The 24,688-nt window shown below is 61.8% G+C and carries 21 protein-coding genes and 2 tRNA genes; 3 read left to right on the top strand and 20 right to left on the bottom strand.

Features of this window, described 5'->3' with window-relative positions; genetic code table 11:
- Window positions 1-2,937 (top strand): DUF748 domain-containing protein, encoded by a 2,937-nt coding sequence (locus POF53_RS09640; RefSeq protein WP_498967440.1) that lies wholly within the window; start codon window positions 1-3, stop codon window positions 2,935-2,937.
- Between the two features lie 69 nt (window positions 2,938-3,006).
- On the opposite strand, the gene POF53_RS09635 is transcribed toward POF53_RS09640, so the two are convergent.
- A complete protein-coding gene (locus tag POF53_RS09635) occupies window positions 3,007-3,420 on the bottom strand; it encodes a VOC family protein (RefSeq protein ID WP_010955354.1) in 414 nt (137 codons plus the stop codon).
- Between the two features lie 60 nt (window positions 3,421-3,480).
- Between POF53_RS09635 and POF53_RS09630 the strand changes: the two genes are divergently transcribed.
- A complete protein-coding gene (locus POF53_RS09630) occupies window positions 3,481-3,783 on the top strand; it encodes a heme-binding protein (protein WP_232856607.1) in 303 nt (100 codons plus the stop codon).
- Window positions 3,784-3,988: 205 nt separating this feature from the next.
- Here POF53_RS09630 and POF53_RS09625 read toward each other — a convergent pair whose 3' ends face one another.
- The 16 genes from POF53_RS09625 to rlmE all read right to left on the bottom strand — a co-directional run bounded on the left by POF53_RS09625 (window position 3,989) and on the right by rlmE (window position 19,958).
- A complete protein-coding gene (locus POF53_RS09625; protein WP_050706982.1) occupies window positions 3,989-4,339 on the bottom strand; it encodes a BON domain-containing protein in 351 nt (116 codons plus the stop codon).
- 259 nt (window positions 4,340-4,598) lie between these two features.
- Window positions 4,599-6,704: a polyribonucleotide nucleotidyltransferase gene (gene pnp / locus POF53_RS09620; protein ID WP_203648086.1), complete on the bottom strand. Its 2,106-nt coding sequence runs from the start codon at window positions 6,702-6,704 to the stop codon at window positions 4,599-4,601.
- A 248-nt stretch (window positions 6,705-6,952) separates the two neighbouring features.
- Window positions 6,953-7,222, bottom strand: coding sequence for a 30S ribosomal protein S15 (rpsO, locus tag POF53_RS09615; RefSeq protein WP_203648087.1), 270 nt, complete (start codon window positions 7,220-7,222; stop codon window positions 6,953-6,955).
- 149 nt (window positions 7,223-7,371) lie between these two features.
- On the bottom strand, window positions 7,372-8,289 hold the full coding sequence (gene truB / locus POF53_RS09610) for a tRNA pseudouridine(55) synthase TruB (protein ID WP_203648088.1): 918 nt from the start codon (window positions 8,287-8,289) through the stop codon (window positions 7,372-7,374).
- 3 nt (window positions 8,290-8,292) lie between these two features.
- A complete protein-coding gene (rbfA, locus tag POF53_RS09605) occupies window positions 8,293-8,691 on the bottom strand; it encodes a 30S ribosome-binding factor RbfA (RefSeq protein WP_028691251.1) in 399 nt (132 codons plus the stop codon).
- A gap of 116 nt (window positions 8,692-8,807) precedes the next feature.
- Window positions 8,808-11,348: a translation initiation factor IF-2 gene (infB, locus tag POF53_RS09600; protein WP_110735084.1), complete on the bottom strand. Its 2,541-nt coding sequence runs from the start codon at window positions 11,346-11,348 to the stop codon at window positions 8,808-8,810.
- A gap of 27 nt (window positions 11,349-11,375) precedes the next feature.
- The gene (gene nusA / locus POF53_RS09595; RefSeq protein ID WP_050706987.1) at window positions 11,376-12,857 is read right to left on the bottom strand and encodes a transcription termination factor NusA; all 1,482 of its coding nucleotides are present in this window, start codon (window positions 12,855-12,857) and stop codon (window positions 11,376-11,378) included.
- Window positions 12,858-12,916: 59 nt separating this feature from the next.
- A complete protein-coding gene (gene rimP / locus POF53_RS09590) occupies window positions 12,917-13,375 on the bottom strand; it encodes a ribosome maturation factor RimP (protein WP_036986186.1) in 459 nt (152 codons plus the stop codon).
- A gap of 130 nt (window positions 13,376-13,505) precedes the next feature.
- Window positions 13,506-13,582: transfer RNA gene (locus POF53_RS09585), tRNA-Met, on the bottom strand.
- A gap of 98 nt (window positions 13,583-13,680) precedes the next feature.
- Window positions 13,681-13,766, bottom strand: a tRNA-Leu gene (locus tag POF53_RS09580).
- Window positions 13,767-13,784: 18 nt separating this feature from the next.
- Window positions 13,785-14,177 carry a preprotein translocase subunit SecG gene (secG, locus tag POF53_RS09575; protein WP_203648089.1) on the bottom strand — a complete coding sequence of 131 codons (393 nt, stop codon included), beginning with the start codon at window positions 14,175-14,177 and terminating at the stop codon, window positions 13,785-13,787.
- A 4-nt stretch (window positions 14,178-14,181) separates the two neighbouring features.
- Window positions 14,182-14,937 carry a triose-phosphate isomerase gene (tpiA, locus tag POF53_RS09570; protein ID WP_203648090.1) on the bottom strand — a complete coding sequence of 252 codons (756 nt, stop codon included), beginning with the start codon at window positions 14,935-14,937 and terminating at the stop codon, window positions 14,182-14,184.
- A gap of 66 nt (window positions 14,938-15,003) precedes the next feature.
- Window positions 15,004-16,344: a phosphoglucosamine mutase gene (glmM, locus tag POF53_RS09565; RefSeq protein ID WP_203648091.1), complete on the bottom strand. Its 1,341-nt coding sequence runs from the start codon at window positions 16,342-16,344 to the stop codon at window positions 15,004-15,006.
- A gap of 16 nt (window positions 16,345-16,360) precedes the next feature.
- A complete protein-coding gene (folP, locus tag POF53_RS09560) occupies window positions 16,361-17,158 on the bottom strand; it encodes a dihydropteroate synthase (protein WP_498967432.1) in 798 nt (265 codons plus the stop codon).
- A gap of 62 nt (window positions 17,159-17,220) precedes the next feature.
- Complete coding sequence (ftsH, locus tag POF53_RS09555) at window positions 17,221-19,128, bottom strand: ATP-dependent zinc metalloprotease FtsH (RefSeq protein ID WP_203648093.1); 1,908 nt, start codon at window positions 19,126-19,128, stop codon at window positions 17,221-17,223.
- Window positions 19,129-19,331: 203 nt separating this feature from the next.
- The gene (gene rlmE, locus POF53_RS09550) at window positions 19,332-19,958 is read right to left on the bottom strand and encodes a 23S rRNA (uridine(2552)-2'-O)-methyltransferase RlmE (RefSeq protein WP_011532133.1); all 627 of its coding nucleotides are present in this window, start codon (window positions 19,956-19,958) and stop codon (window positions 19,332-19,334) included.
- 102 nt (window positions 19,959-20,060) lie between these two features.
- On the opposite strand from rlmE, the gene yhbY reads away from it, so the two are divergent.
- Window positions 20,061-20,369, top strand: coding sequence for a ribosome assembly RNA-binding protein YhbY (yhbY, locus tag POF53_RS09545; protein WP_050706991.1), 309 nt, complete (start codon window positions 20,061-20,063; stop codon window positions 20,367-20,369).
- A 159-nt stretch (window positions 20,370-20,528) separates the two neighbouring features.
- Here yhbY and POF53_RS09540 read toward each other — a convergent pair whose 3' ends face one another.
- Genes POF53_RS09540 through carB form a run of 3 tightly spaced genes read right to left on the bottom strand, consistent with a single transcriptional unit; the run spans window position 20,529 to window position 24,647 of the window.
- A complete protein-coding gene (locus POF53_RS09540) occupies window positions 20,529-20,939 on the bottom strand; it encodes a hypothetical protein (RefSeq protein WP_498967428.1) in 411 nt (136 codons plus the stop codon).
- 7 nt (window positions 20,940-20,946) lie between these two features.
- On the bottom strand, window positions 20,947-21,429 hold the full coding sequence (gene greA / locus POF53_RS09535) for a transcription elongation factor GreA (RefSeq protein WP_011532131.1): 483 nt from the start codon (window positions 21,427-21,429) through the stop codon (window positions 20,947-20,949).
- A complete protein-coding gene (carB, locus tag POF53_RS09530; protein ID WP_232856603.1) occupies window positions 21,426-24,647 on the bottom strand; it encodes a carbamoyl-phosphate synthase large subunit in 3,222 nt (1,073 codons plus the stop codon). The genes greA and carB overlap by 4 nt, the downstream gene beginning before the upstream one ends.
- Window positions 24,648-24,688: the final 41 nt, after the last annotated feature.

The following is a 24,688-nucleotide window of genomic DNA, read 5'->3' as shown; positions in this document are numbered from 1 at the left end:
ATGCCCAAAGGATTGACCCGCGCTATCGGCGCACTGCTGGCCCTCGTGGCCCTGTACGGCCTGCTCGGCTTTTTCATTCTCCCCGGTGTCGCCCTGCGCATCGCCAACCAGCAACTGGCGCAATACGCCACGGTGCCGGCGCACCTGCAGCGCATCGAGCTCAACCCGTTCAGCCTTGAACTGACCCTCTGGGGCCTGCAGATCGGCGAGCCCGGCAAGGAGCAGGTCGGCTTCGAGCGCCTGTATGCCAACCTGTCCCTCGACAGCCTGTGGACCAAGGCCCTGCGCCTGGACGCCGTGGAGCTGGACAAGCCGCGCACCGAGCTGCTGTTCGCCAAGGACGGCAGCCTCAACCTGGCCCAGTTGTTCAAGATCCCGCCCAGCGAGCCCAAGCCGGAGGAGCCGCCAAGCGACCCGTTCCCGCTGCGCATCGCCAGCATCAAGCTCAGCGAAGGCTACCTGCATTTCCAGGACCTGCGCCCGAGCGAGCCAATCGAGTTCCTTTACGACTCGATGAACCTGGAGCTGAAGAACCTCAGTACCCTGCCCGACGACAACGCCGACATGACCCTGGTGGCCAACGGCCCGGCCGGCGGGCGCATCGACTGGAGCGGCACCCTGAGCCTGACGCCGATCGCCTCCGAAGGTACCCTCAAGGTCACCGACGGCAAGATGAAGCTGTTCTGGCCTTATGTGCGCGACGCCGTGCCGCTGGTGCTGGAAGACGGCATGGTCAGCCTCGACACCCACTACAAGCTCAACCTCGCCAAGGAAACCGAGCTGCTGCTCGACAACACCTCGGTGCGGGTCGCGCCCTTCGCCATCAAGGCCCCGGACGGGCGCCCGCTGGCCCGCCTGGCCAGCCTGGAGGTGAGCGAGACCTCCATCGACCTGGCCAAACAGCTGGTCACCGTCGGCAAGATCCGCAGTGAGAAGCTGGAGACCTGGGCGGCCCTGGAAAAGGACGGCCAGCTCGATTGGCAGAAGCTGTTCGCCAGCCAGCCGGCCAAGGCCACGCCGAAGGAAAAGGCCGAACCCGCCGCCGCCGAACCGACCCCTGAAGAGCAGGCCGCCAAGGAGCCGAGCAAACCCTGGCAGGTGCTGCTCAAGGACGTGCAGGCGCGCAACTACCTCATTCACCTGGCTGACCGTAGCCAGAAAGAGCCCGTGGCCCTGGATGTCGGCCCACTCAACCTCGACCTGCAGAACTTCGACAGCCTCAACCAGTCGCCCTTCACCCTCAAGCTCGACACCGGCGTGGGCAAGCAAGGCAAGTTGCAGGCCGCAGGTCAGGTCAACCTGGCGCCAGTCAGCGCGAAACTCGACGTCGCCACCCGCGACATCGACCTGCGCGTCGCCCAGGCCTACATCAGCCCGTTCATCCGCCTGGAACTGCGCAGCGGCATGCTCTCCAGCGACCTCAAGGTCGACCTCAAGAGCACCGAGCCACTGGCCTTCAGCATCACCGGCAAGGCCCAGGCCAACCAGCTGCACACCCTGGACACCATCAAGAACCGCGATTTCGTCAAATGGCAGCAGGTCAACGTCGACGGCCTGTCCTATGTGCACGGTGATGCCCTGTCGATCGACAAGGTTACCCTGCTGCAACCCTATGCGCGCTTCATCATCAACGAAGACCGCACCACCAACGTCGACGACCTGCTGATCCCGCAACCCGCGGACAAGCCTGCCGCGGCGCCAAGCAAGCCGGCCGCGTCCAGCGGCGGCAAGGAACTGGGCATCCGTATCGGCCAGATCAGTATCAACGATGGTTCGGCCAACTTCGCGGACCTGACCCTGACCCCCAACTTCGCCACTGCCGTGCAGCAGCTCAACGGCCAGATCGGCACCATCGACAACCGCAAGCCGTTGCCGGCCAAGGTGGATATCAAGGGCAAGGTGGACCGCTACGCACCGGTCACCATCAAAGGTGCGCTCAACCCGTTCAACCCGCTGGCCAGCCTGGACATCGCCACCAGCTTCAAGCGTGTCGAGCTGACCACGCTCACCCCCTACTCCGGCAAGTTCGCGGGCATGCGCATCCGCAAGGGCCGGCTGAACCTCGACCTGCACTACCTGATCACCAACGGCCAGCTCAAGGCCGAGAACAAGGTGGTGATCGAGCAATTGCAACTGGGCGAGAAGGTCGACAGCCCGGACGCCGTGGACCTACCGATCCGCCTGGCGGTCGCCCTGCTCAAGGACACCGAAGGCAGGATCTCCATCGAGTTGCCGGTATCGGGCGACCTCAACAACCCGCAGTTCAGCGTGATGCCGATCGTCTGGCAGACCCTGCGCAACCTGGTGCTGCGCGCGGCCCAGGCGCCGTTCAAGCTGCTCGGCGGGCTGGTCGCCGGCGGCGGTTCGGAAGATTTGGGCAACGTTTCTTTCGCGGCGGGCTCCAGCGACCTTACCCCTGAAGTGCAGGCGTCCCTGGACAAGCTCGCTTCGGCCCTGAAAGAGCGCCCTGAGCTGCGCCTGGAGATCGAGGGCACCGCCGCCCAGAGCAGTGACGGCCCGCTGATCGCCCAGCAGCGCCTGGAGCGCGAGTACCAGGCCACCTGGTACAAGATCCTCCAGCGCCGCGGCGACAAGGTACCGGCCAACGCCTCGTTGCTGGTGGTCGATGACAGCGACAAGCCGGCGATGCTCGAAGGCATCTACCGTACCCGTCTCAAGCAGCAGCCACCGGCCGAGTGGGAGAAGCTGGGCCGTGACGAACGCAGCGCCAAGCTGCGCGAGGCGGTAATCAAGTCCTGGGCGGAAAGCACCGCATTGCTGCGCACCCTCGGCCAGGAACGCGCCAGCAGCATCAAGGACTACCTGGTGGACAAGGGCCAGCTGGAAGATGACCGGGTGTACTTTATCGACACCAATCTCGGCCAGGCAGAGAGCGATGGCCGAGTGGTGACACCGATGCATCTGGATGCCGAGTAACCCTTCACGACCGCGACGCCCTCATCGCCGGCTTGCCGGCGATGAGGGCAGCACAGGCAATCGATACCATCAGACCAGCCGCTGCCCCGATACCGCCGGGTGATACAACGGCTGCACCTTGTTCCCCGCAGGGTCCAGCAAATGGAAGCTGCGGGCACCATCGCCATGATTGAAGGGGCGATCCAGCAGCGTCACGCCGTGGGCCTTGAAGTACTGATACCAGGCTTCGAGTTCCTCCACGCTGTCGACGATGAATCCATAGTGATCCAGGGTCTGCAGCCCGTTGGCCGCTCCGGCGCCACGTCCCAGCGACAGGTTATCGTTACCGCAGGTGAGGTAGACCAGGTCTTCGTTGGCGCGGTTCAGCACCTCCATGCCCAGCACATCCACGTAGAAGCGCTCGCATTCCTCCAGGTTGGGGACCAGCAAGGCAATATGACGCAGGCCATTCAGGCGACCTGGGCGGGCAGGTAGTTCGGACATGAGCAAGGCTCCTTTTTTGTATACAATTCAAAACAGAATCTAAAACAAAAGGAGCTTCCTGTGTACTGCCTGTTTATCAAGACACGTGTGAAACCCGGTACTGACGAAGCTTTCCTGACGGCGATCAAGGCCAATGCCGCCGCTTCGGTGGCCACCGAGCCGGGCTGCCTGGTGTTCGATGTGGCCCAGGATCGGGAGAGTCCGGATGTGATCTACCTGTACGAGATCTACCAGGACGACGCTGCATATGAGGCCCATACCCAGACGGCGCATTTCCGGGACAGCAGGCCTTTGGTGGAGCCTTTGATCGTGGAACAGGTGTGCTTCGAGAGCGATGTGATCGCACGTAATCCGGCGCTATAACGCCTTGTGTAGGAGCGGCCTTGTGCCGCGAAAGGGCTGCACAGCAGCCCCGGCAATTCGATGGTGGCTCAGAACCTGGGGCCGCTGTGCGCCCCTTTCGCGGCACAAGGCCGCTCCTACAGGGAAGCGCAAGCAAAAGCCCCGGCAGATGCCGGGGCTTGTGCTTGAAGGGGTGGCCAAATCCTTTTGGCCGACGGGACATTCCTTACTCGGACTTCAGGCCATCAGCCGAGACGGCTTGGACGCCCTTGATCTTCTTGGCGATGGCGACTGCCATATCCTTCTGCGCGTCGGTAATGGCCACGTCCGAGGACAGGGACACTACGCCTTTGTTGGTTTCGACCTTGATGTCACTGCCTGGCACGCCTTTCTCGGTCATCAGGTCAGCCTTCACCTTGGTGGTGATCCAGGTGTCGGAAGTAGCTTCCTTGGCTTTGGTCACCTCACCGGCCGCCAGCGTCATCGGGGCCTGGGTGGACTGGGCAGCGAACGCCGCGTTAGCCATGGTCAGGGTCAGAGCGGTGGCAGTAGCGGCAGCAATGGCGAACTTCTTCATGTGGGTCACTCCTGTTTTTCGAAAGGTCTGCGCCGTAGTTCCTGGCGTCAGGTAGAAGTGATGTTGCAGGGCGTGTGCCAGCTTTCCTCATAAATATTAATTCTTATAAATCAATAACTTATCAATTCTTATCGACATCGATGATCGTGCAATTTGCAAGCCCGGGCAAAATCCTGCATGCAAGATGCAAGTCCACAAGACAAAGCCACAGGCATAAAAAAAGGACCCCGAAGGGTCCTTCCTGTCAGCCTGGTGAGGCTTAGACGCCCGATGCCTTGGCAGCGGCGACGTCCTTGATCGACAGCTTGATACGGCCGCGGTTGTCCACGTCCAGTACCAGCACTTCGACTTCCTGGCCTTCCTTCAGCACGTCGGTGACCTTCTCGACGCGAGCATCGCTCAGCATGGAGATGTGCACCAGGCCGTCCTTGCCCGGCAGGATGTTGACGAAGGCGCCGAAGTCGACGATGCGCTCGACCTTGCCGACGTAGATCTTGCCGATCTCGGCCTCGGCGGTGATGCCCAGGATGCGCTGCTTGGCAGCGTCCGCGGCTTCCTTGGTCTCGCCGAAGATCTTGATCGAGCCGTCGTCTTCGATATCGATCGAAGCCTTGGTCTCTTCGCAGATGGCGCGGATGGTGGCGCCACCCTTGCCGATGACGTCACGGATCTTGTCGGTGTCGATCTTCATCGCGATCATGGTCGGGGCGTTGGCCGACAGCTCGGTACGCGACTCGCCGATGATCTGGTTCATCTGGCCGAGGATGTTCAGGCGCGCTTCCAGGGCCTGGCCCAGGGCGATCTCCATGATCTCTTCGGTGATGCCGTTGATCTTGATGTCCATCTGCAGCGCGGTGACGCCCTTGGCGGTACCGGCTACCTTGAAGTCCATGTCGCCCAGGTGGTCTTCGTCACCGAGGATGTCGGTCAGGACGGCAAACTTGTCACCTTCCTTGACCAGACCCATGGCAATACCGGCAACCGGAGCTTTCATCGGCACGCCGGCATCCATCAGGGCCAGCGAGGCGCCGCAGACCGAAGCCATGGAGCTGGAACCGTTGGACTCGGTGATTTCCGACACCACGCGGATGGTGTACGGGAACACGTCGGCGGCCGGCAGCATGGCCTGGACCGAACGACGGGCCAGACGGCCGTGGCCGATTTCGCGACGGCCGGCACCGCCCATGCGGCCACACTCGCCCACCGAGAACGGCGGGAAGTTGTAGTGCAGCATGAAGGGGTCTTTCTTCTCGCCTTCGAGGGTGTCCAGCAGCTGGGCGTCACGGGCAGTACCCAGGGTCGCGACGACCAGGGCCTGGGTTTCGCCGCGGGTGAACAGCGCCGAACCGTGGGTCTTCGGCAGAACGCCGACTTCGATGTTCAGCGGACGCACGGTCTTGGTGTCGCGACCGTCGATACGCGGCTTGCCGTTGACGATGTTTTCGCGAACGGTGCGGTATTCGATTTCGCCGAAGATGTCTTTGACTTCACCAGCCGAAGGCTGGCCTTCTTCACCGGAGAACTTGGCGATCGCCTGATCGCGCAGCTCGCCCAGGCGGGCGTAACGGTCAGCCTTGACGGTGATGGTGTAGCCCTGGGAAACGGCTTCGCCGAACTCGGCACGGATGGCGTTGAACAGCTCGGTGTTGGCCGCAGCAGGTTTCCAGTCCCAGGTCGGCTTGGCCGCTTCGGCAGCCAGCTCTTTGACAGCCTGGATGACAGCCTGGAATTCGTCGTGGGCGAACAGTACGGCACCCAGCATCTGGTCTTCGGTCAGCTCTTTGGCTTCCGACTCAACCATCAGTACCGCATCGGAGGTACCGGCAACGACCATGTCCAGGCTCGAGGCAGCCAGTTGCTCGTAGGTCGGGTTCAGCAGGTAGCCGGTGCTTTCATGGAAGGCCACGCGGGCGGCACCGATCGGGCCTTCGAACGGAATGCCGGAGATAGCCAGGGCAGCCGAGGTACCGATCATCGCGGCGATGTCCGGATCGGTCTTCTTGCTGGTGGAAACCACGGTGCAGACGACCTGGACTTCGTTCATGAAGCCTTCAGGGAACAGCGGGCGGATCGGACGGTCGATCAGGCGCGAGGTCAGGGTTTCCTTCTCGGAAGGACGGCCTTCACGCTTGAAGAAACCGCCTGGGATCTTGCCGGCGGCGTAGGTCTTTTCCTGGTAGTGCACGGACAGCGGGAAGAAGCCCTTGCCCGGATCAGCCTGCTTGGCGCCAACCACGGTCACCAGCACGGTGACATCGTTGTCGACGGTGACCAGCACGGCGCCGGTGGCCTGACGGGCGATGCGGCCCGTTTCGAGGGTTACGGTCGATTGACCGAACTGGAATTTCTTGATTACCGGGTTCACGGTTTCCTACCTTCTTCAGTGGCTCTTGGGGGAACTGGTTCTTGCGAATTCTTGGGCAGAACGGGGAATCGGCCCCATTGACCGTCCAGATACAACACGAGGCTGGGAGCCTGGCGCCGGGCGGATAAACCGCACGACGGACCAGGCTGCCAACCTCGCTGATCGCGTGGCGTGTCCAACGCCAGGGTTGCCGGGCAACCCTGCCGATGCATGCGACACGCCATGCAACACCACTGGCCAGACCGCTATTAGCGACGCAGGCCCAGGCGACCGATCAGGGCGCTGTAACGAGTGGTGTCTTTGCCCTTCAGGTAATCCAGCAGCTTACGACGCTGGTTGACCATACGGATCAGACCACGACGGGAGTGGTGGTCTTTATCGTTGGCCTTGAAGTGGCCTTGCAGCTTGTTGATGTTGAAGGTCAGCAGAGCAACCTGCACTTCCGGGCTACCGGTATCGCCGGCGGCTTGCTGGTAATCGGCAACAATTTGAGCTTTTTCTTCGACGCTGAGGGCCATTTGGCTTCTCCTGATAAACGGATCCCGCGAGCGGGGTCCAATAGGCCAGGGACAAGTCCCCGTATTAAAAAGAAGAGGTGTGACCGTGCCTAATAACAGCCAACCTCGTATCCACCGGTTTCAGCATAAGCCTCTACCCGTGGTTCCGGTCATTCCGACCGAATCAGTCGACGCGGCGCAACGCGCCCGTCTTCGCTCACTTCACCGATACCGATGAAGCGACCATTGTGATCCTGTACCCGGACCATGCCGAACTGCGGCGCGTCCGGCGCACGTACTGCCTGACCATGCAGCCAGTAGAACGCGCTGTGCTCGGACAGCAGCACCAGTGGCCAGTCCTGCAGCCCGCTGTCAGAAGGCATCAGGAAGCGATCGAGCGCTTCGTTGCCGCCTTCGGCGTGGGCTTGTTCGAGTTCCTCGAGCGTCACGGTCTGTGCCAGCTCGAAGGGGCCCGCCTGGGTACGACGCAGTTCGGCGACGTAGGCACCACAGCCCAGCGCCTCACCGATATCCTCCACCAGGGTGCGGATATAGGTGCCTTTGCTGCATCCAACCGAAAGGCGCGCACGGGTGCCTTCGCACTCGAGCAACTCCAAGCGGCTAATAGTAACAGAACGCGCCTCGCGCTCCACTACCTCTCCTGCACGAGCGAGCTTGTACAGCGGCTGGCCATCACGCTTGAGGGCCGAGTACATCGGCGGCACCTGGAGGATTCCACCCTTGAAACGCGGGATCACGGCCTCGATGTCGGCGCGACCAACGGTCACTTCGCGGGTCTGCAAGACTTCGCCTTCGGCATCTGCGGTGCTGGTAGTCTGCCCCATCTGCATGACCGTCTCGTAGCCCTTGTCGGAATCGAGCAGGTACTGCGAGAACTTGGTCGCCTCGCCGAAGCACAGCGGCAGCACGCCGGTGGCCAGCGGGTCGAGGCTGCCGGTGTGGCCGGCCTTTTCCGCGTTGAGCAACCAGCGAACCTTCTGCAGCGCGGCGTTGGAGGTGAACCCCAGCGGCTTGTCGAGCAGGATGATGCCGCTGACGTTGCGGCGGATACGTTTGACCTGGGCCACCGCTTACTCCTTGGCGTCCAGCTCGTCGGCATCCTTGTGCAGGCGGTCTTCGGCCACCGCACGTTCGATCAGTGCCGACAGGTGGACACCACGGCTGACGCTCTCATCGAAGTGGAAGTGCAACTGCGGCACGCTGCGCAGCTGCATCGAGCGACCCAAGTGCAGGCGCAGGAAGCTGGCGGCACTGTTCAGCGCCTTGAGCGACTGCTTCACGGCGTCGGGCGTTTCTTCGCCCATGACGGTGATGAAAACCTTGGCATGGCCCAGGTCGCGGCTGACGTCCACGGCGGTGATGGTCACCAGGCCGACACGCGGGTCTTTGACTTCACGGCGGATCAGCTCTGCCAGCTCACGCTGCATCTGATCGCCGATACGTTGGGTACGGCTGTATTCTTTTGCCATTCTTGCTACCTGTAACGTAAAGCGGCAAACGCCCGGTCAGGCTGAAGCCTGACCGGGCGCTACCTTGTGAGGCGCCGCCAGCCGCCTTACGACGGGGCCTGCGCCACGCTCGCCCCTTACAGGGTACGAGCCACCTGGACTTTCTCGAAGACTTCGATCTTGTCGCCGACCTTGACGTCGTTGTAGCTCTTGACGCCAATACCACACTCCATGCCGTTACGCACTTCGGAGGCATCGTCCTTGAAGCGACGCAGCGATTCCAGCTCGCCTTCGAAGATCACCACGTCATCGCGCAGTACGCGGATCGGACGGTTGCGGTACACGGTACCCTCGATGACCATACAGCCAGCGATGGCGCCGAACTTCGGCGAACGGAACACGTCGCGCACTTCGGCCACACCCAGGATGTTCTCGCGAACATCGCTGCCGAGCATGCCGGTCAGGGCCTTCTTGACGTCTTCGATGATGTCGTAGATCACGTTGTAGTAACGCATATCCAGACCTTCCTGCTCGACGATCTTGCGCGCGCCGGCATCGGCACGCACGTTGAAGCCGAACAGCACCGCGTTCGAGGCCAGTGCCAGGTTGGCGTCGCTCTCGGTGATACCACCGACGCCGCCACCAATGACGCGTACCTGAACTTCGTCGTTGCCCAGGCTGCCGAGCGAACCCTGCAGCGCTTCGAGGGAACCACGCACATCGGTCTTGAGGACGATGTTGAGGGTCTTCTTCTCTTCCTGACCCATGGTCTCGAAGATGTTTTCCAGCTTGCCGGCGTGCGCACGGGCCAGCTTGACCTCGCGGAACTTGCCTTGACGGAACAGCGCAACTTCACGCGCTTTCTTCTCGTCGGCAACCACCGACATCTCTTCGCCGGCGTCGGGCGTGCCGTCCAGGCCAAGGATCTCGACCGGGATCGACGGGCCGGCTTCCTTCACAGGCTTGCCGTTCTCGTCGAGCATGGCACGTACGCGGCCATAGTTCGAGCCGACCAGGACCATGTCGCCCTGACGCAGGGTACCGTCCTGAACCAGGATGGTGGCCACCGGGCCGCGACCCTTGTCCAAACGCGACTCGACCACGACACCGCGACCAGGAGCGGTCGGAGTGGCCTTGAGTTCGAGGATCTCGGCCTGCAGCAGGACAGCTTCGAGCAGTTCGTCGACGCCGGTACCCATCTTCGCCGAAACCTTGACGAACGGCGTGTCACCACCCCAGTCCTCGGAGGTCACGCCTTCGACCGACAGCTCGTTACGGATGCGATCGAGGTCGGCACCCGGCTTGTCGATCTTGTTCACGGCAACTACCAGCGGAACGCCAGCAGCTTTCGCGTGCTGAACGGCTTCGCGGGTCTGTGGCATCACACCGTCGTCCGCCGCCACCACCAGGATGACGATGTCGGTCGCCTTGGCACCACGGGCACGCATCTGGGTAAACGCAGCGTGGCCGGGGGTGTCGAGGAAGGTGACCATGCCGCGGTCGGTTTCGACGTGGTAGGCACCGATGTGCTGGGTGATACCACCGGCTTCGCCAGCGGCCACCTTGGCACGACGGATGTAGTCGAGCAGCGAGGTCTTGCCGTGGTCGACGTGGCCCATGACGGTCACGACCGGAGCACGCGAGGTGGTCTCACCTTCGAACTTCAGCGATTCGGCCAGGGAGTCTTCCAGGGCAGTGTCGCTGACCAGGGTGACCTTGTGGCCCAGCTCTTCGGCGACCAGCTGAGCGGTTTCCTGGTCGAGCACCTGGTTGATGGTGACCGGGGTGCCCAGCTTGAACATGAACTTGACGACTTCAGCGGCCTTGACCGACATCTGTTGCGCCAGTTCCGAGACGGTGATGGTCTCGCCGATGGTCACGTCACGAATGACCGGACCGGTCGGGCTCTGGAAGCCGTGCGCATTGCGCTTCTTGCCCTTGCCCTTGCCACCGCGGCCACGACGGAAGCCATCGCTTTCTTCGTCGGTGGTGCGAGGTGCGGCGCGCGGAGTCGGAGCCTTTTCCTTCTCCTTGACCTTGACCTTGACCGACATGCGCGGCGCTTCGCCACGACCGGCCGCAGCCGGGCCACCACCGCGACGATCATCATCACGGGTACGGCTTTCGTTGCGACGGGTCTCGTCTTTCTTGCGCTCGGCGGCACGGGCGGCGGCGTCTTCGGACACCGGCGCGTTGGCCACTACCGGGGCAGCAGCCGGGGCAGGCTCGGCCTTGGGCGCTGGCGCCGCGGCCGGGGCCTCGGCAGCCTGACGGCGTGCCTGCTCCTCGTTGCGCTGGCGAACTTCGGCGTCAACCTTCTCGCGCGCTGCATTTTCGGCGGCGCGGCGCTCTTCCTGCTCGCGTTTCTGCTCAGCCTGGATCTCTTCCGGGCTGCGCTGCACGAATACTTTCTTCTTGCGTACTTCTACGCTGATGCTCTTGCTACCGGCGACACGCAGAGTGCTGGTGGTCTTGCGCTGCAAGGTGATCTTGCGCGGCTCTTCCGCCTTGCTCTTGTGGCTGCTCTTCAAATGAGTCAGCAGGGTCTGCTTCTCATTGTCGGTCACTACCTGACCGGCGTCGGTGTGCGGCAGACCTGCCTCACGCATCTGCTGCAGCAGGCGCTCTACCGGTGCCTCGACCTCTTGGGCCAGTTCTTTCACCGTGACTTGCGTCATGCACTTCTCTCCTCAGGCCGCGCCTAATTACTCGAACCAGTGGGCTCGGGCGGCCATGATCAACTTGCCGGCACGCTCTTCGTCGATGCCGTCGATGTCGAGCAGGTCGTCAATCGACTGCTCGGCCAGGTCTTCGCGGTTAACCACGCCGCGCACCGCCAGTTCCGCCGCCAGGTCCTTGTCCATGCCCTCGAGAGAGAGCAGGTCTTCAGCCGGATGGGCGTCTGCCAGTTTTTCTTCGGTAGCGATGGCCTTGGTCAACAAACGGTCCTTGGCTCGAGCGCGGAGCTCATTGACGATGTCCTCGTCAAAGCCATCGATGTTGAGCATTTCTTCCAACGGTACGTAGGCAATTTCTTCAAGGCTGGTGAAGCCTTCGTCGACCAGCACTTGTGCCAGCTCCTCGTCGACTTCCAGTTCCTCGATGAAGTTGCGCAGGATGTCGCCTGTCTCAGCCTGTTGCTTGGCCTGGATGTCCTTCTCGGTCATCACGTTCAGGGTCCAGGCAGTCAGCTGGCTGGCCAGGCGGACGTTCTGGCCGCCACGTCCGATGGCCTGTGCCAGGTTGTCCTCGGCCACGGCGATGTCCATCGCATGGGCATCTTCATCAACGATGATCGCGGCAACCTCTGCCGGCGACATGGCGTTGATAACGAACTGCGCCGGGTTCTCGTCCCACAGGACGATATCCACACGCTCGCCACCCAACTCGCCGGATACGGCCTGGACGCGCGAACCACGCATGCCGATACAGGCGCCTTGCGGGTCGATGCGCTTGTCCTTGGAGCGGACGGCGATCTTGGCGCGCGACCCCGGATCACGGGAGGCGGCCATGACTTCGATGAGGCCTTCGGCGATTTCCGGCACTTCGATGCGGAACAGCTCGATCAGCATCTGCGGCGCGGTGCGCGACAGGATCAGCTGAGGACCGCGGTTCTCGGTGCGGATTTCCTTGAGCAGCGCACGCAGGCGCACGCCGACACGGAAGGTCTCACGGGGAATGATGTCTTCGCGGGCCAGCAGCGCCTCGGCGTTGTTGCCCAGGTCGACGATGACGTTGTCGCGGGTGACCTTCTTCACGGTACCGGAGATGATCTCGCCCACGCGCTCGCGGTAAGCATCGACCACCTGGGCGCGCTCAGCTTCGCGAACCTTCTGCACGATGACTTGCTTGGCGGTTTGCGCAGCGATGCGACCGAACTCGATAGACTCGATCTTCTCTTCGATCACGTCGCCAACTTTGGCTTCAGGATGACTTTCCTGAATCTTTGCAGGCCAGACCTCGATTGCCGGATCATCCAGATCCGCTTCTTCGACGACCGTCCAGCGACGGAAGGTCTCGTAGCTACCGGTGTGGCGGTTGATTTCCACACGCAGGTCGACTTCGTCTTCAAAACGCTTTTTGGTTGCAGTGGCCAGGGCCACTTCCAGCGCTTCGAAAATGACGCCGGGCGGTACACCCTTTTCGTTGGATACCGATTCAACAACCAGCAGTACTTCTTTGCTCATCGTACGCCTCGCCTTGCGCAAGCCATTGGCCCCGGATCTTTCACCGGGCCCGGCACGTCTCAGTCAAAACTGGGAATAATATTGGCCTTGTCGATCGAGTCGATCGGCAACAGGAACTCGTGCTGGTCCACCTGCACCACCACATCCTGCTCCTCCACACCGCGGAGAAGGCCCTGGAAGTTACGACGGCCCTCGAAGGGCGTACGCAGCTTGATCTTCACCTGCTCGCCGGCATGCGCAGCAAACTGTTCTAAGGTGAACAGCGGGCGGTCCATGCCTGGAGAGGACACCTCGAGGGTATATTCAGAGCTGATCGGATCTTCCACATCGAGAATGGCGCTGGCCTGACGGCTGACGGCTTCGCAGTCGTCCACCAGGATCCCGTCTTCCTTGTCGATGTAGATACGCAGTACCGAATGCTTGCCTTGGGAGACGTATTCGATCCCCCAGCATTGGTAGCCCAGGCCCTCGACCACCGGGGCCAACAAGGCCTGCAACTGTTCTAGCTTGCTCGACACCTGAACCCCCTCGTGCATGCTGTGCAAATAAAAAATGGGCGAAGCGCCCATCCCTGAAAGCGCCGTTGGACAACGACGCCGAAAACTGTTCGGCTAGCAAAAAGCCCCTGAAAAGGGGCTCTGCTGAAGCTGGTTGCGGGGGCTGGATTTGAACCAACGACCTTCGGGTTATGAGCCCGACGAGCTACCAAGCTGCTCCACCCCGCGACAAAGCTGGGGCGAAAGTATAAGACTGAACCCTTTGCCGGGTCAATCCGACCTCCACCTGCAAGAAAGCCCGCTAAAGCGGGCTCTCATGCTTCAATTGGTACCGAGAAGGGGACTCGAACCCCTACACCCTATGGGCACAACCACCTCAAGGTTGCGTGTCTACCAATTCCACCACCTCGGCAATACTACTTGAAACCCGTTACTGCTGCTCTTTGGCTGGAGGAGGTACGTCACCAGTATTGGTGGTTTCACTCTTCTGCTGCTGGAGCACCGGTACATCATCATTGACTGCCGGCTTTGGCTCTTTGACTTCCAGCACTGCTGGATCTGGCAGACCAACTTGAGTCAGCTGGTGAGCCTGCTGCTTGGCGAAGTATCCTAACCCAAGTGCAGTCAAAAAGAAAGTGGCAGCAAGTATAGCAGTAACTTTACTCAAAAAGGTAGCGGAACCTTGGCTTCCGAACACAGTATTTGAAGCACCTGCGCCGAAAGATGCACCGGCTTCCGCACCTTTACCCTGTTGCAGCAGCACCATTACAACCAGTGCCAACGCTGCCAACAGATGAAAAACAACTACGACTGTTTCCAGCATTTGTTCAGTTTCCTGCGGCGCGACAAATTGCACCGAATTCGTCTGCGTTCAGGGACGCTCCACCAATGAGCCCCCCATCGATATCCGGCATGCCGAACAGTTCAGCCGCATTGGCCGCCTTCACGCTGCCGCCGTAGAGAAGTTGCACTTTTTCGGCAACTTCGGCGTCCTTCGCCGCCAACTGCTTGCGGATGGCTGCATGCACATCCTGGGCTTGCTGTGGCGAGGCCGTCAAACCAGTACCAATGGCCCAAACAGGCTCATAGGCAATAACCGCATTGGCGAAAGCCTTGATACCGAACGCGTCGATAACACTGCTTAGTTGACGCCCTACAACTTCGAGCGTCTCGCCTGCCTCACGCTCTGCAAGAGTTTCCCCTATACACAGCACTGGCGTCAAACCACTTTTCTGTGCGGCTGCAAACTTTTGATTCAGCACTTCGTCTTTTTCACCAATAATCTGGCGACGTTCGGAATGCCCAATCAAGACATATTTGCAACCGACTTCAGCCAACTGACTCGGAGCAACTTCGCCGGTCAGAGCGCCTTGTTCAGGCTGTACTGCAGAATTCTGTGCGCCTACGTTGATTCCCTTACCTTCCAAGCCATCAATCACTTGATTGATGAACAGGGATGGTGGAAACACCGCGACTTCCACTCCGCTCGGCAGGGACAATTTGCCCAAGCCCTGGGTCAGCTCTACGACGCTGGCGCGGGTACCGTGCATCTTCCAGTTACCAGCTACCATGGGGCGACGCATGCTTTACCTCGTCGGTCAAAGTGGGCGCAGATCTTACCCAACCAGATCTGCGCTGGCAAGCCTCTTTCAGGCACAAACTTCTTCGACCAGCTTGGCCAGAGCTTCGGCATGGCCACGCACCTGGTTTTCATCATCGCCTTCGACCATCACCCGCACCAGCGGCTCGGTACCGGACTTGCGCAACAGCACCCGCCCACGACCGGCCATCGCCTCGGTGGCCTTGGCGCTGGCTTCCTTGACCAGGGGGTTCTCCAGCGGGTCGTTCTTGCCGGCCGCGAAGCGCACGTTGATCAGCACCTGCGGGCATTTGCGCACGGCCTGGCGGGCCTGGGCGAGGTTTTCGCCACGGCGTTTGAGCGCCATCAGCACCTGCAGCGCGGCGATGATCGCATCACCAGTGGTGGTGTGACTGCCACAAACGACATGACCGGAATTTTCACCACCCAGCAGCCATTCGCGCTCAAGCAGTTCGGCCATGACATAGCGATCGCCCACCTTGGCCCGCACGAACGGGATATCCAGTTCCTTGAACGCCAGCTCCAGGCCCAGGTTGCTCATCAAGGTACCGACCACGCCGCCCTGCAGCTTGCCACGCTCCTGCATGTCGCGACCGATGATGAACAGCAGCTCGTCCCCGTCGACGATGGCACCGGTGTGATCGACCATCAGCACGCGGTCGCCGTCGCCGTCGAAGGCGATGCCGAGATCCGCATGGCCGACCAGGACCGCCGCCTGCAGCGATTCGATATGGGTCGAACCGCAGCCCTCGTTGATGTTCAGACCATCCGGGGCGGCGTGCAGCACGGTGACATCGGCACCCAACTCACGGAACACGCTCGGCGCGACCTTGTAGGTGGCGCCATGGGCGCAGTCCACGACGATCTTCAGGCCTTCGAAGCTGGTGCTGCTGGGCACGCTGCTCTTGCAGAACTCGATGTAGCGCCCCGCCGCGTCATTGATGCGCGAGACCTTGCCCAGCTTGCTGGACTCGACGACATTCATCGGCTGGTCGAGCAGTTCCTCGATCATCAGCTCGACTTCGTCCGGCAGCTTGGTGCCGGCACCGGAGAAGAACTTGATGCCATTGTCGTCATGGGGGTTGTGCGAGGCGCTGATGACGATACCGGCCTCGGCATGGAAGGTGCGGGTCAGGTAGGCGATGGCCGGCGTCGGCATCGGGCCGAGCAGCATCACGTCGGCACCGGCCGCGGACAGGCCTGCCTCGAGCGCGGATTCGAACATGTAGCCGGAGATCCGCGTGTCCTTGCCCACCAGTACGCGGCAGGTGCCCTGCTTGCGGAAGGCCATGCCGGCGGCCCAGCCGAGTTTCAGCATGAAGTCCGGGGTGATCGGGAATTGGCCTACGCGACCACGGATACCATCGGTACCAAAGTATTTTCTGCTCATAGTGACTCCAATGTTCTTATTCGGCGTTCTGGACCGCGGCGATCATGCGCACGACATCGACGGTTTCGGCGACATCGTGTACCCGCAGAATACTCGCGCCCTTGGTCATGGCCAGGGCGGCCAGGGCCAGACTGCCGTAGAGCCGCTCGCCGACCGGACGGTCCAGCGCGAGGCCGATCATGCTCTTGCGCGAGACACCCACCAAGAGTGGCCGCCCCAGGCGATAGAGCGCTTCCATGTGTTTGAAAAGGCTGAGGTTATGCTCAAGGGTCTTGGCAAAGCCGAACCCTGGGTCGAGGATGATGCGCTCAGCCCCGATGCCGGCCGCCGCGCAGGCGGCCATACGCTGTTCAAGATAGCGCGTTACATCGGCTGTCACATCCTCGTACTGCGGATTGTCCTGCATGGTGCCCGGCTCGCCACGCATGTGCATCAGGCACACCGGCAGGCCGGTATCGGCCGCCGCATCGAGGGCGCCATCGCGCTCCAGGGCGCGCACATCGTTGATCAGCCCCGCACCAAGGCGGGCCGTCTCGCGCATGACCGAAGGCGTGGAGGTGTCGACCGAGATGATCACATCGAGCCGACTGCTGATCGCTTCGACGATCGGCGCTACACGCTCCAGCTCCTCGATGGGCGATACCGCACGCGCCCCCGGACGGGTGGACTCGCCACCTACGTCGATCAGGGTCGCACCGGCCGCTACCATCTCCTCGGCATGGCGCAAGGCCACATCGCGCTGGCTGAAGCGCCCACCATCGGAGAACGAGTCTGGGGTGACGTTGAGGATACCCATGACATGGGTACGGGACAAATCAAGAACCCGGTTGCCGCAAGGCAACCGGGTCGGGTACTGCGTCAAGCTCATAGATACCCTTAGTGTTGAGCCGCTGGACCGCCGATCGGCGACTCCGGACGATCATCCTGGGAAGCCTGGTTGCCGGAGGTACCGGAATCATTGTCCCAGTCACGCGGCTCGCGCGGGGTACGGCCAGCCATGATGTCGTCGATCTGGTCGGCATCGATGGTTTCGTACTTCATCAAGGCCTCGGCCATTGCGTCGAGCTTGTCACGGTTGTCGGTGAGGATCTGCTTGGCCGTGGCGTAGCACTGATCGATGATGCTGCGCACCTCGGAGTCGATCATCTTGGCAGTCTCGCCCGAGACGCTGGCATGCTGGCTCCCCGCGCTGCGACCGAGGAACACCTCGCCCTCTTCTTCGGCGTACATCAGCGGGCCGAGTTTCTCGGACAGGCCCCACTTGGTGACCATGTTCCGGGCGATCTGGCTGGCGCGCATGATGTCGTTGGAGGCCCCGGTGGTGACACCGTCGAAGCCCAGGGTCATCTCTTCGGCGATACGGCCACCGTACAGCGAGCAGATCTGGCTGATCAGCGCGCGCTTGGACAGGCTGTAGCGATCCTCTTCCGGCAGGAACATGGTCACGCCCAGGGCACGGCCACGGGGAATGATCGACACCTTGTAGACCGGGTCGTGCTCGGGAACGACGCGACCGACGATGGCGTGGCCCGCCTCGTGGTACGCGGTGTTCTGCTTCTCTTTCTCGGACATGACCATGGTCTTGCGCTCGGCGCCCATCATGATCTTGTCTTTGGCCAGTTCGAATTCCTTCATTTCGACCACGCGCTTGCTGGACCGCGCGGCGAACAACGACGCCTCGTTGACCAGGTTGGCCAGGTCGGCACCGGAGAAGCCTGGCGTACCACGGGCGATGACCGCCGCGTTGACGTTCTCGCCGATCGGCACCTTGCGCATGTGCACCTTGAGGATCTGTTCGCGACCGCGGATGTCCGGCAGGCCGACCACCACCTGGCGGTCGAAGCGACCGGGACGCAGCAGCGCCGGGTCGAGCACGTCGGGACGGTTGGTCGCGGCGATGACGATGATGCCATCGTTCATTTCGAAGCCGTCCATCTCGACCAGCAACTGGTTCAGGGTCTGTTCGCGCTCGTCGTGACCGCCGCCCATGCCGGCGCCACGGTGGCGACCGACGGCGTCGATTTCGTCAATGAAGATGATGCACGGCGCGTGCTTCTTGGCCTGCTCGAACATGTCGCGAACACGGCTGGCACCCACGCCGACGAACATCTCGACGAAGTCGGAACCGGAAATGGTGAAGAACGGTACCTTGGCCTCACCGGCAATGGCCTTGGCCAGCAGGGTCTTACCAGTACCGGGCGGACCGACCATCAGCACGCCGCGAGGGATGCGGCCGCCCAGGCGCTGGAACTTGCCCGGGTCGCGCAGGAACTCGACCAGCTCGCCAACCTCTTCCTTGGCCTCGTCGCAACCCGCGACGTCAGCCAGGGTGGTTTTCACCTGGTCTTCGGACAACAGGCGCGCCTTGCTCTTGCCGAAGCTCATCGGCCCGCCCTTGCCACCAGCGCCGCCCTGCATCTGGCGCATGAAGAACATGAACACGGCGATGATCACCAGGATCGGGAAGCTCGCCACCAGCAACTGGGTCCAGATGCTCTGCTGCTCAGGCTGCTTGCCTTCGACGGTGACGTGGTTGTCCACCAGGTCGCCGATCAGGCCGTTATCCGTGATGGCTGGGCGGACGGTCTTGAAGTTGTCGCCGTCAGTGCGCTTGCCGGTAATGATGTAGCCGTCGACGGTCACGCGCTCGACCTTGCCATCCTTGACCTGCTGGATGAAGTCGGAATAGTTGAGGGTCTGCGGCTCGTTAGGGCTCGAGAAGTTGTTCATCACCGTCACCAGGACGGCGGCGATGATCAACCAGAGGATCAGATTCTTTGCCATGTCGTTCAATTCGCTACCCTCTGAGGCCGGCGCACGACGCAGCCGTGCCTCGCATGATATTCATCGCCCTAACTTACTACATTACCCACGCATCCGCAGGCACCGTCTGTAACCCTTTGTGAAAGCTAGACTACACGAAGTTCGGACGATCCAGACGGGGCCGCCGATTGGAAATAACTATCGGCAACCCCGCAACACGCCTTTCATGCGCCCTTGAAACCCTTGCCCAGTAGGTACTGTTCGCGGGAGCGATCCCGCGAGGACGACGGCTTGCGCATCTGCACCTTGTCGAACTTGCTGCGCACGTCCTTCAGGTACATGTCGAAACCCTCGCCCTGGAAGATCTTGATCAGGAAATCCCCGCCGGGCTTGAGCACGCGGGTCGCCAGATCCAGGGCCAGTTCGCAGAGGAACATGGCGCGCGGCATGTCCACCGCGGGCGTACCACTCATATTGGGGGCCATATCGGAAATCACAAGGTCTACATGCGAATCACCGACCGCCTGCAGGATCTGCTGCAGCACTTCGTCCTGGGTAAAGTCGCCCTGGATGAAGGTAACGTCCGGGATCGAGTCCATTTCCAGGATGTCCGAGGCGATCAACCGCCCTTGGCCACCAATCAGACGACTGGTCACCTGCGACCAGCCACCGGGTGCTGCGCCGAGGTCGATCACGCTCATGCCGGGGCGGATCAGGCGGTCTTTTTCCTGGATCTCCAGCAGTTTGTAGCTCGCACGCGAGCGGTAGCCATCCTTCTGCGCCTGTTTCACAAAAGGATCGTTGAAATGCTCTCGCAGCCAGTTTGCGCTGCTTTTGGAACGTTGTACCACGGGGCACCTCGATGATATGCGTCGTGTTTGACTGGGCGGAGCCAGGGGCCCTCGGGTAAAATGCCCGTCAATTTTACAGAATCAGACGAAAAGGGTCAGATTATGCCGCTCAATAACGAGCAGAAGAAGCAATACAAGTCCATTGGTCATGACCTGAAGCCGGTCCTGATCGTTGCTGGCAACGGTTTGAATGAAGGGGTGATCGCCGAACTGGAACGCGCCCTGGTCGATCACGAGCTGATCAAGGTCGAGATTCGCTCGGAAGATCGCGAGGAACGCGCCGAGACCATCGCCGCACTGTGCAAGGCCGGCCGCGCCGAACTGGTGCAGACCATCGGCAAGAAAGCGCTGATCTACCGCAAGAACCCACAGCCGAACAAGCAGCTGTCCAACATTCACCGTTACAAGTAACGCCCAGGACAGCGCAATACCCATGTAGGAGCGGCCTTGTGCCGCGAAAGGGCTGCGAAGCGGCCCCAGGTATCAGCTTCGTTGCAGATAATACTGGGGCCGCTTTGCGGCCCTTTCGCGGCACAAGGCCGCTCCTACAAAGGCCGCGTCACACTTCGGCTACCGCCGTGCCCTGACCGGGACCGGCTGGGCCACCAGCACGATGCCGGAGAAGCCCAGCACCAGGAAGCAGAACATCTGCCAACGCTCGCCCACGGAAATCCCGTAGCGCAGCGTGTAGTAGCTGACGCAGGCGCCGAAGCCGAGCAGCAGCATCTGACCGCGGAATTGCCGCCACCAGGCCGCCAGGCCATCCACCCTCGCCAGCACCGCCAACTGGGTCAACAACCCGAGCATGGCCACACCAATCAACCAGCGGTCGATCTGCGCAGCCACGTCGTGCACCAGCAACGGCGCCAGGCCGCTGACCTTGAGCGCAGGCACCAGCCCCACGTGGAACACCCACAGGCCGCCGACCCAGAACACCTGGGCCAGCTGCCAGAGGATCCCCTCGAGGGATGGCGCCCGCAAGCGCCGGTCAGATGTGCTTGACTTCGACAATCTCGTACTCGACCGTGCCGCTTGGCGTCTTGACGACGACAGTATCACCTTCTTCCTTGCCGATGATGGCACGGGCGATCGGCGCACCGCTGGAGAGCTTGCCCTGCTTCACGTCGGCTTCGTCCTCGCCGACGATCTGGTAGGTCACCTCTTCATCGGTCTCGGTGTTCGCCAGCACCACGGTGGTACCGAAGATCACCTTGCCGGTGTGGGCGATGGTGGTGACGTCGATCACCACCGAGTTCTGCAGACGGCCTTCGATATCGCGGATACGCGCCTCGACCATGCCCTGCTCCTCGCGGGCGGCGTGATACTCGGCGTTTTCCTTGAGGTCGCCCAGCTCGCGGGCCTCGCCGATCGCCTGGCTCAGGCGCGGACGCTCGGTCTTGCTCAGGAACAGATGCTCTTCCTCCAGGGCGCGAGCGCCCTGGACGGTCATCGGGTACTTGGTAATGCTCATGCTTTAAGTCCTGCATGCAGATCCTGCAGGCGACGAACGGTCTTTTCCGGACCGAATTTCAGCGCCTCGCAGATGGCTTCACCGGCCGCAATGGTGGTGGTGCAGTAGATCTTGTGCTGCAACGCATTGCGACGAATCGAGTAGGAGTCGGCGATCGACTGACGGCCTTCGGTGGTGTTGATGATCAGCGACACTTCGTCGTTCTTGATCATGTCGACCACGTGCGGACGACCCTCGGTCACCTTGTTCACGCGACGCACTTTCAGGCCAGCCGCCTCGATCACCTTGGCGGTGCCGACAGTGGCGACCACTTCGAAGCCCAGGGCGATCAGGTCGCGGGCGACGCCTGCCACCTGCGGCTTGTCGTCGTCACGCACGCTGATGAACGCGGTACCGCCGGTCGGCAGCACTTCGCTGGCACCCATCTGGGCCTTGGCGAAGGCTTCGCCGAAGCTGTCGCCGACACCCATGACTTCACCAGTCGATTTCATCTCAGGGCCGAGGATCGGGTCAACCCCCGGGAACTTGGCGAACGGGAAGACGGCTTCCTTGACGCTGTAGAAGTTCGGGATGATTTCCTCGGTGAAGCCCAGCTCCTTCAGGGTTTTACCGGCCATGACACGGGCCGCGATCATCGCCAGGGAAGTGCCGATGCACTTGGAGACGAACGGCACGGTACGCGAGGCGCGCGGGTTGACCTCGATCACGTAGATCTTGTCGCCCTGCAGGGCCAGCTGCACGTTCATCAGGCCGACCACGCCCAGCTCCAGGGCCATTTTCTTGACCTGGACGCGGACTTCGTCCTGCACTTCCTTGCTCAGCGAGTAAGGTGGCAGCGAGCACGCCGAGTCACCGGAGTGAACACCGGCCTGCTCGATGTGCTGCATGATCGCGCCAATCACCACGTCGGTGCCGTCGCAGACCGCATCCACGTCCATTTCGATGGCGCAGTTGAGGAAGTGGTCGAGCAGCACCGGGCTGTCGTTGGACACCTGGACCGCTTCGCGCAGGTAGCGCTTGAGCTCGTCCAGCTCGTAGACGATCTCCATGGCGCGGCCGCCCAGCACGTAGGACGGACGAACCACCAGCGGGTAGCCGATCTTGCCAGCGGCAGCGATGGCTTCGTCTTCGCTGCGAACGGTAGCGTTTGGCGGCTGCAGCAGGTTCAGGCGCTGGACCATCTGCTGGAAGCGCTCACGGTCTTCGGCGCGGTCGATGGCGTCCGGGCTGGTACCGATGATCGGTACGCCGGCTTCTTCCAGGGCACGGGCCAGTTTCAGCGGGGTCTGGCCGCCGTAGTGGACGATGACGCCCTTCGGCTTCTCGACGCGGCAGACTTCCAGCACGTCTTCCAGGGTCAGCGGCTCGAAGTACAGACGGTCGGAGGTGTCGTAGTCGGTGGAGACGGTTTCCGGGTTGCAGTTGACCATGATGGTCTCGTAACCGTCTTCACGCAGCGCCAGTGCGGCGTGCACGCAGCAATAGTCGAACTCGATGCCTTGGCCGATACGGTTCGGGCCGCCACCCAGGATCATGATCTTGTCGCGGGTCGACGGGTTGGCCTCGCACTCTTCCTCATAGGTCGAGTACAGGTAGGCGGTGTCGGTGGCGAACTCGGCGGCGCAGGTGTCGACGCGCTTGTACACCGGGAACACTTCCAGCTTGTGGCGGTGACGGCGCAGGTTCTTGTCGGTGATGCCGAGCAGCTTGGCCAGGCGCTGGTCCGAGAAGCCCTTGCGCTTGAGGCGCAGCATGTAGTCCTTGTCGATCGACGACAGGGCCAGGGTCTTGACCTTCTCTTCTTCCTTGATCAGGTCTTCCATCTGCACCAGGAACCACAGGTCGATGCCGGTCAGGGCAAAGATTTCCTCGATGGTCATGCCCGAACGCATGGCGTCGGCAACGTACCAGATGCGCTCGGCGCCTGGCACGGTCAGCTCGCGCTTGAGGATGCCGGCAGCCTCAGGGCTGGCCAGGTCGACTTTCGGGTCGAGGCCGCAGGCGCCGACTTCCAGGCCGCGCAGGGCTTTCTGCAGGGACTCCTGGAAGGTGCGGCCGATGGCCATGACTTCACCCACGGATTTCATCTGGGTGGTCAGGCGGGCGTCGGCTTTCGGGAATTTCTCGAAGGCGAAGCGCGGCAGCTTGGTGACGACGTAGTCGATCGACGGCTCGAAGGACGCTGGGGTACGGCCGCCGGTGATGTCGTTCTGCAGCTCGTCGAGGGTGTAACCGATGGCCAGCTTGGCAGCGATCTTGGCGATCGGGAAACCGGTAGCTTTCGATGCCAGGGCCGAGGAACGCGAAACGCGCGGGTTCATCTCGATCACGACCATGCGGCCGGTATTCGGGCAGATACCGAACTGCACGTTGGAACCGCCGGTCTCGACACCGATTTCACGCAGCACCGCCAGCGAGGCGTTGCGCATGATCTGGTATTCCTTGTCGGTCAGGGTCTGTGCCGGGGCAACGGTGATCGAGTCACCGGTGTGCACGCCCATCGGGTCGAAGTTCTCGATCGAGCAGACGATGATGCAGTTGTCCTTCTTGTCGCGGACCACCTCCATCTCGTATTCCTTCCAGCCGATCAGCGATTCGTCGATCAGCAGTTCCTTGGTTGGCGACAGGTCCAGACCACGGGTGCAGATTTCTTCGAACTCTTCACGGTTGTAGGCGATACCACCGCCAGTGCCGCCCATGGTGAACGACGGACGGATGATGCATGGGAAGCCGAGCTTCTCGAGAACCGCATTGGCCTCTTCCATGCTGTGGGCGATACCGGAGCGCGGGCACTCCAGGCCGATGTCCTTCATCGCCTTGTCGAAGCGCGAACGGTCTTCGGCCTTGTCGATGGTGTCGGCGTTGGCACCGATCATCTCGACGCCGAACTTTTCCAGGACGCCGTGACGCTCCAGGTCCAGGGCGCAGTTCAGTGCGGTCTGGCCACCCATGGTCGGCAGCACTGCGTCCGGGCGCTCTTTCTCGATGATCTTGGCCACCGACTGCCATTTGATCGGCTCGATGTAGGTGGCGTCGGCCATGGCCGGATCGGTCATGATGGTGGCCGGGTTGGAGTTCACCAGGATGACGCGAAAACCTTCCTCGCGCAGGGCTTTGCAGGCCTGGGCGCCGGAGTAGTCGAATTCGCAGGCCTGGCCGATCACGATCGGGCCAGCGCCGAGAATCAGGATGCTTTTGATGTCTGTACGTTTTGGCATGGTTGTCACTCAAATCCGGGGTCAGTCGGCAAGCCGCTTTG

Origin of the sequence: Mitsuaria sp. RG, assembly GCF_028369275.1 — a bacterium.
GTDB classification, from domain to species: Bacteria; Pseudomonadota; Gammaproteobacteria; order Pseudomonadales; family Pseudomonadaceae; genus Aquipseudomonas; species Aquipseudomonas peradeniyensis.
Note: the sequence above shows the minus strand (reverse complement) of the source record. Positions and strands in the feature narration are given on the sequence as shown.

Bases quoted from the DNA above. Each gene is read 5' to 3' on its own strand.
- POF53_RS09640 (WP_498967440.1), top strand. From the start codon at position 1: ATGCCCAAAGGATTGACCCGCGCTATCGGCGCACTGCTGGCCCTCGTG.
- POF53_RS09635 (WP_010955354.1), bottom strand. From the start codon at position 3,420: ATGTCCGAACTACCTGCCCGCCCAGGTCGCCTGAATGGCCTGCGTCAT.
- POF53_RS09625 (WP_050706982.1), bottom strand. From the start codon at position 4,339: ATGAAGAAGTTCGCCATTGCTGCCGCTACTGCCACCGCTCTGACCCTG.
- rpsO (WP_203648087.1), bottom strand. From the start codon at position 7,222: ATGGCCCTCAGCGTCGAAGAAAAAGCTCAAATTGTTGCCGATTACCAG.
- rbfA (WP_028691251.1), bottom strand. From the start codon at position 8,691: ATGGCAAAAGAATACAGCCGTACCCAACGTATCGGCGATCAGATGCAG.
- infB (WP_110735084.1), bottom strand. From the start codon at position 11,348: ATGACGCAAGTCACGGTGAAAGAACTGGCCCAAGAGGTCGAGGCACCG.
- nusA (WP_050706987.1), bottom strand. From the start codon at position 12,857: ATGAGCAAAGAAGTACTGCTGGTTGTTGAATCGGTATCCAACGAAAAG.
- secG (WP_203648089.1), bottom strand. From the start codon at position 14,177: ATGCTGGAAACAGTCGTAGTTGTTTTTCATCTGTTGGCAGCGTTGGCA.
- tpiA (WP_203648090.1), bottom strand. From the start codon at position 14,937: ATGCGTCGCCCCATGGTAGCTGGTAACTGGAAGATGCACGGTACCCGC.
- glmM (WP_203648091.1), bottom strand. From the start codon at position 16,344: ATGAGCAGAAAATACTTTGGTACCGATGGTATCCGTGGTCGCGTAGGC.
- ftsH (WP_203648093.1), bottom strand. From the start codon at position 19,128: ATGGCAAAGAATCTGATCCTCTGGTTGATCATCGCCGCCGTCCTGGTG.
- yhbY (WP_050706991.1), top strand. From the start codon at position 20,061: ATGCCGCTCAATAACGAGCAGAAGAAGCAATACAAGTCCATTGGTCAT.
- greA (WP_011532131.1), bottom strand. From the start codon at position 21,429: ATGAGCATTACCAAGTACCCGATGACCGTCCAGGGCGCTCGCGCCCTG.
- carB (WP_232856603.1), bottom strand. From the start codon at position 24,647: ATGCCAAAACGTACAGACATCAAAAGCATCCTGATTCTCGGCGCTGGC.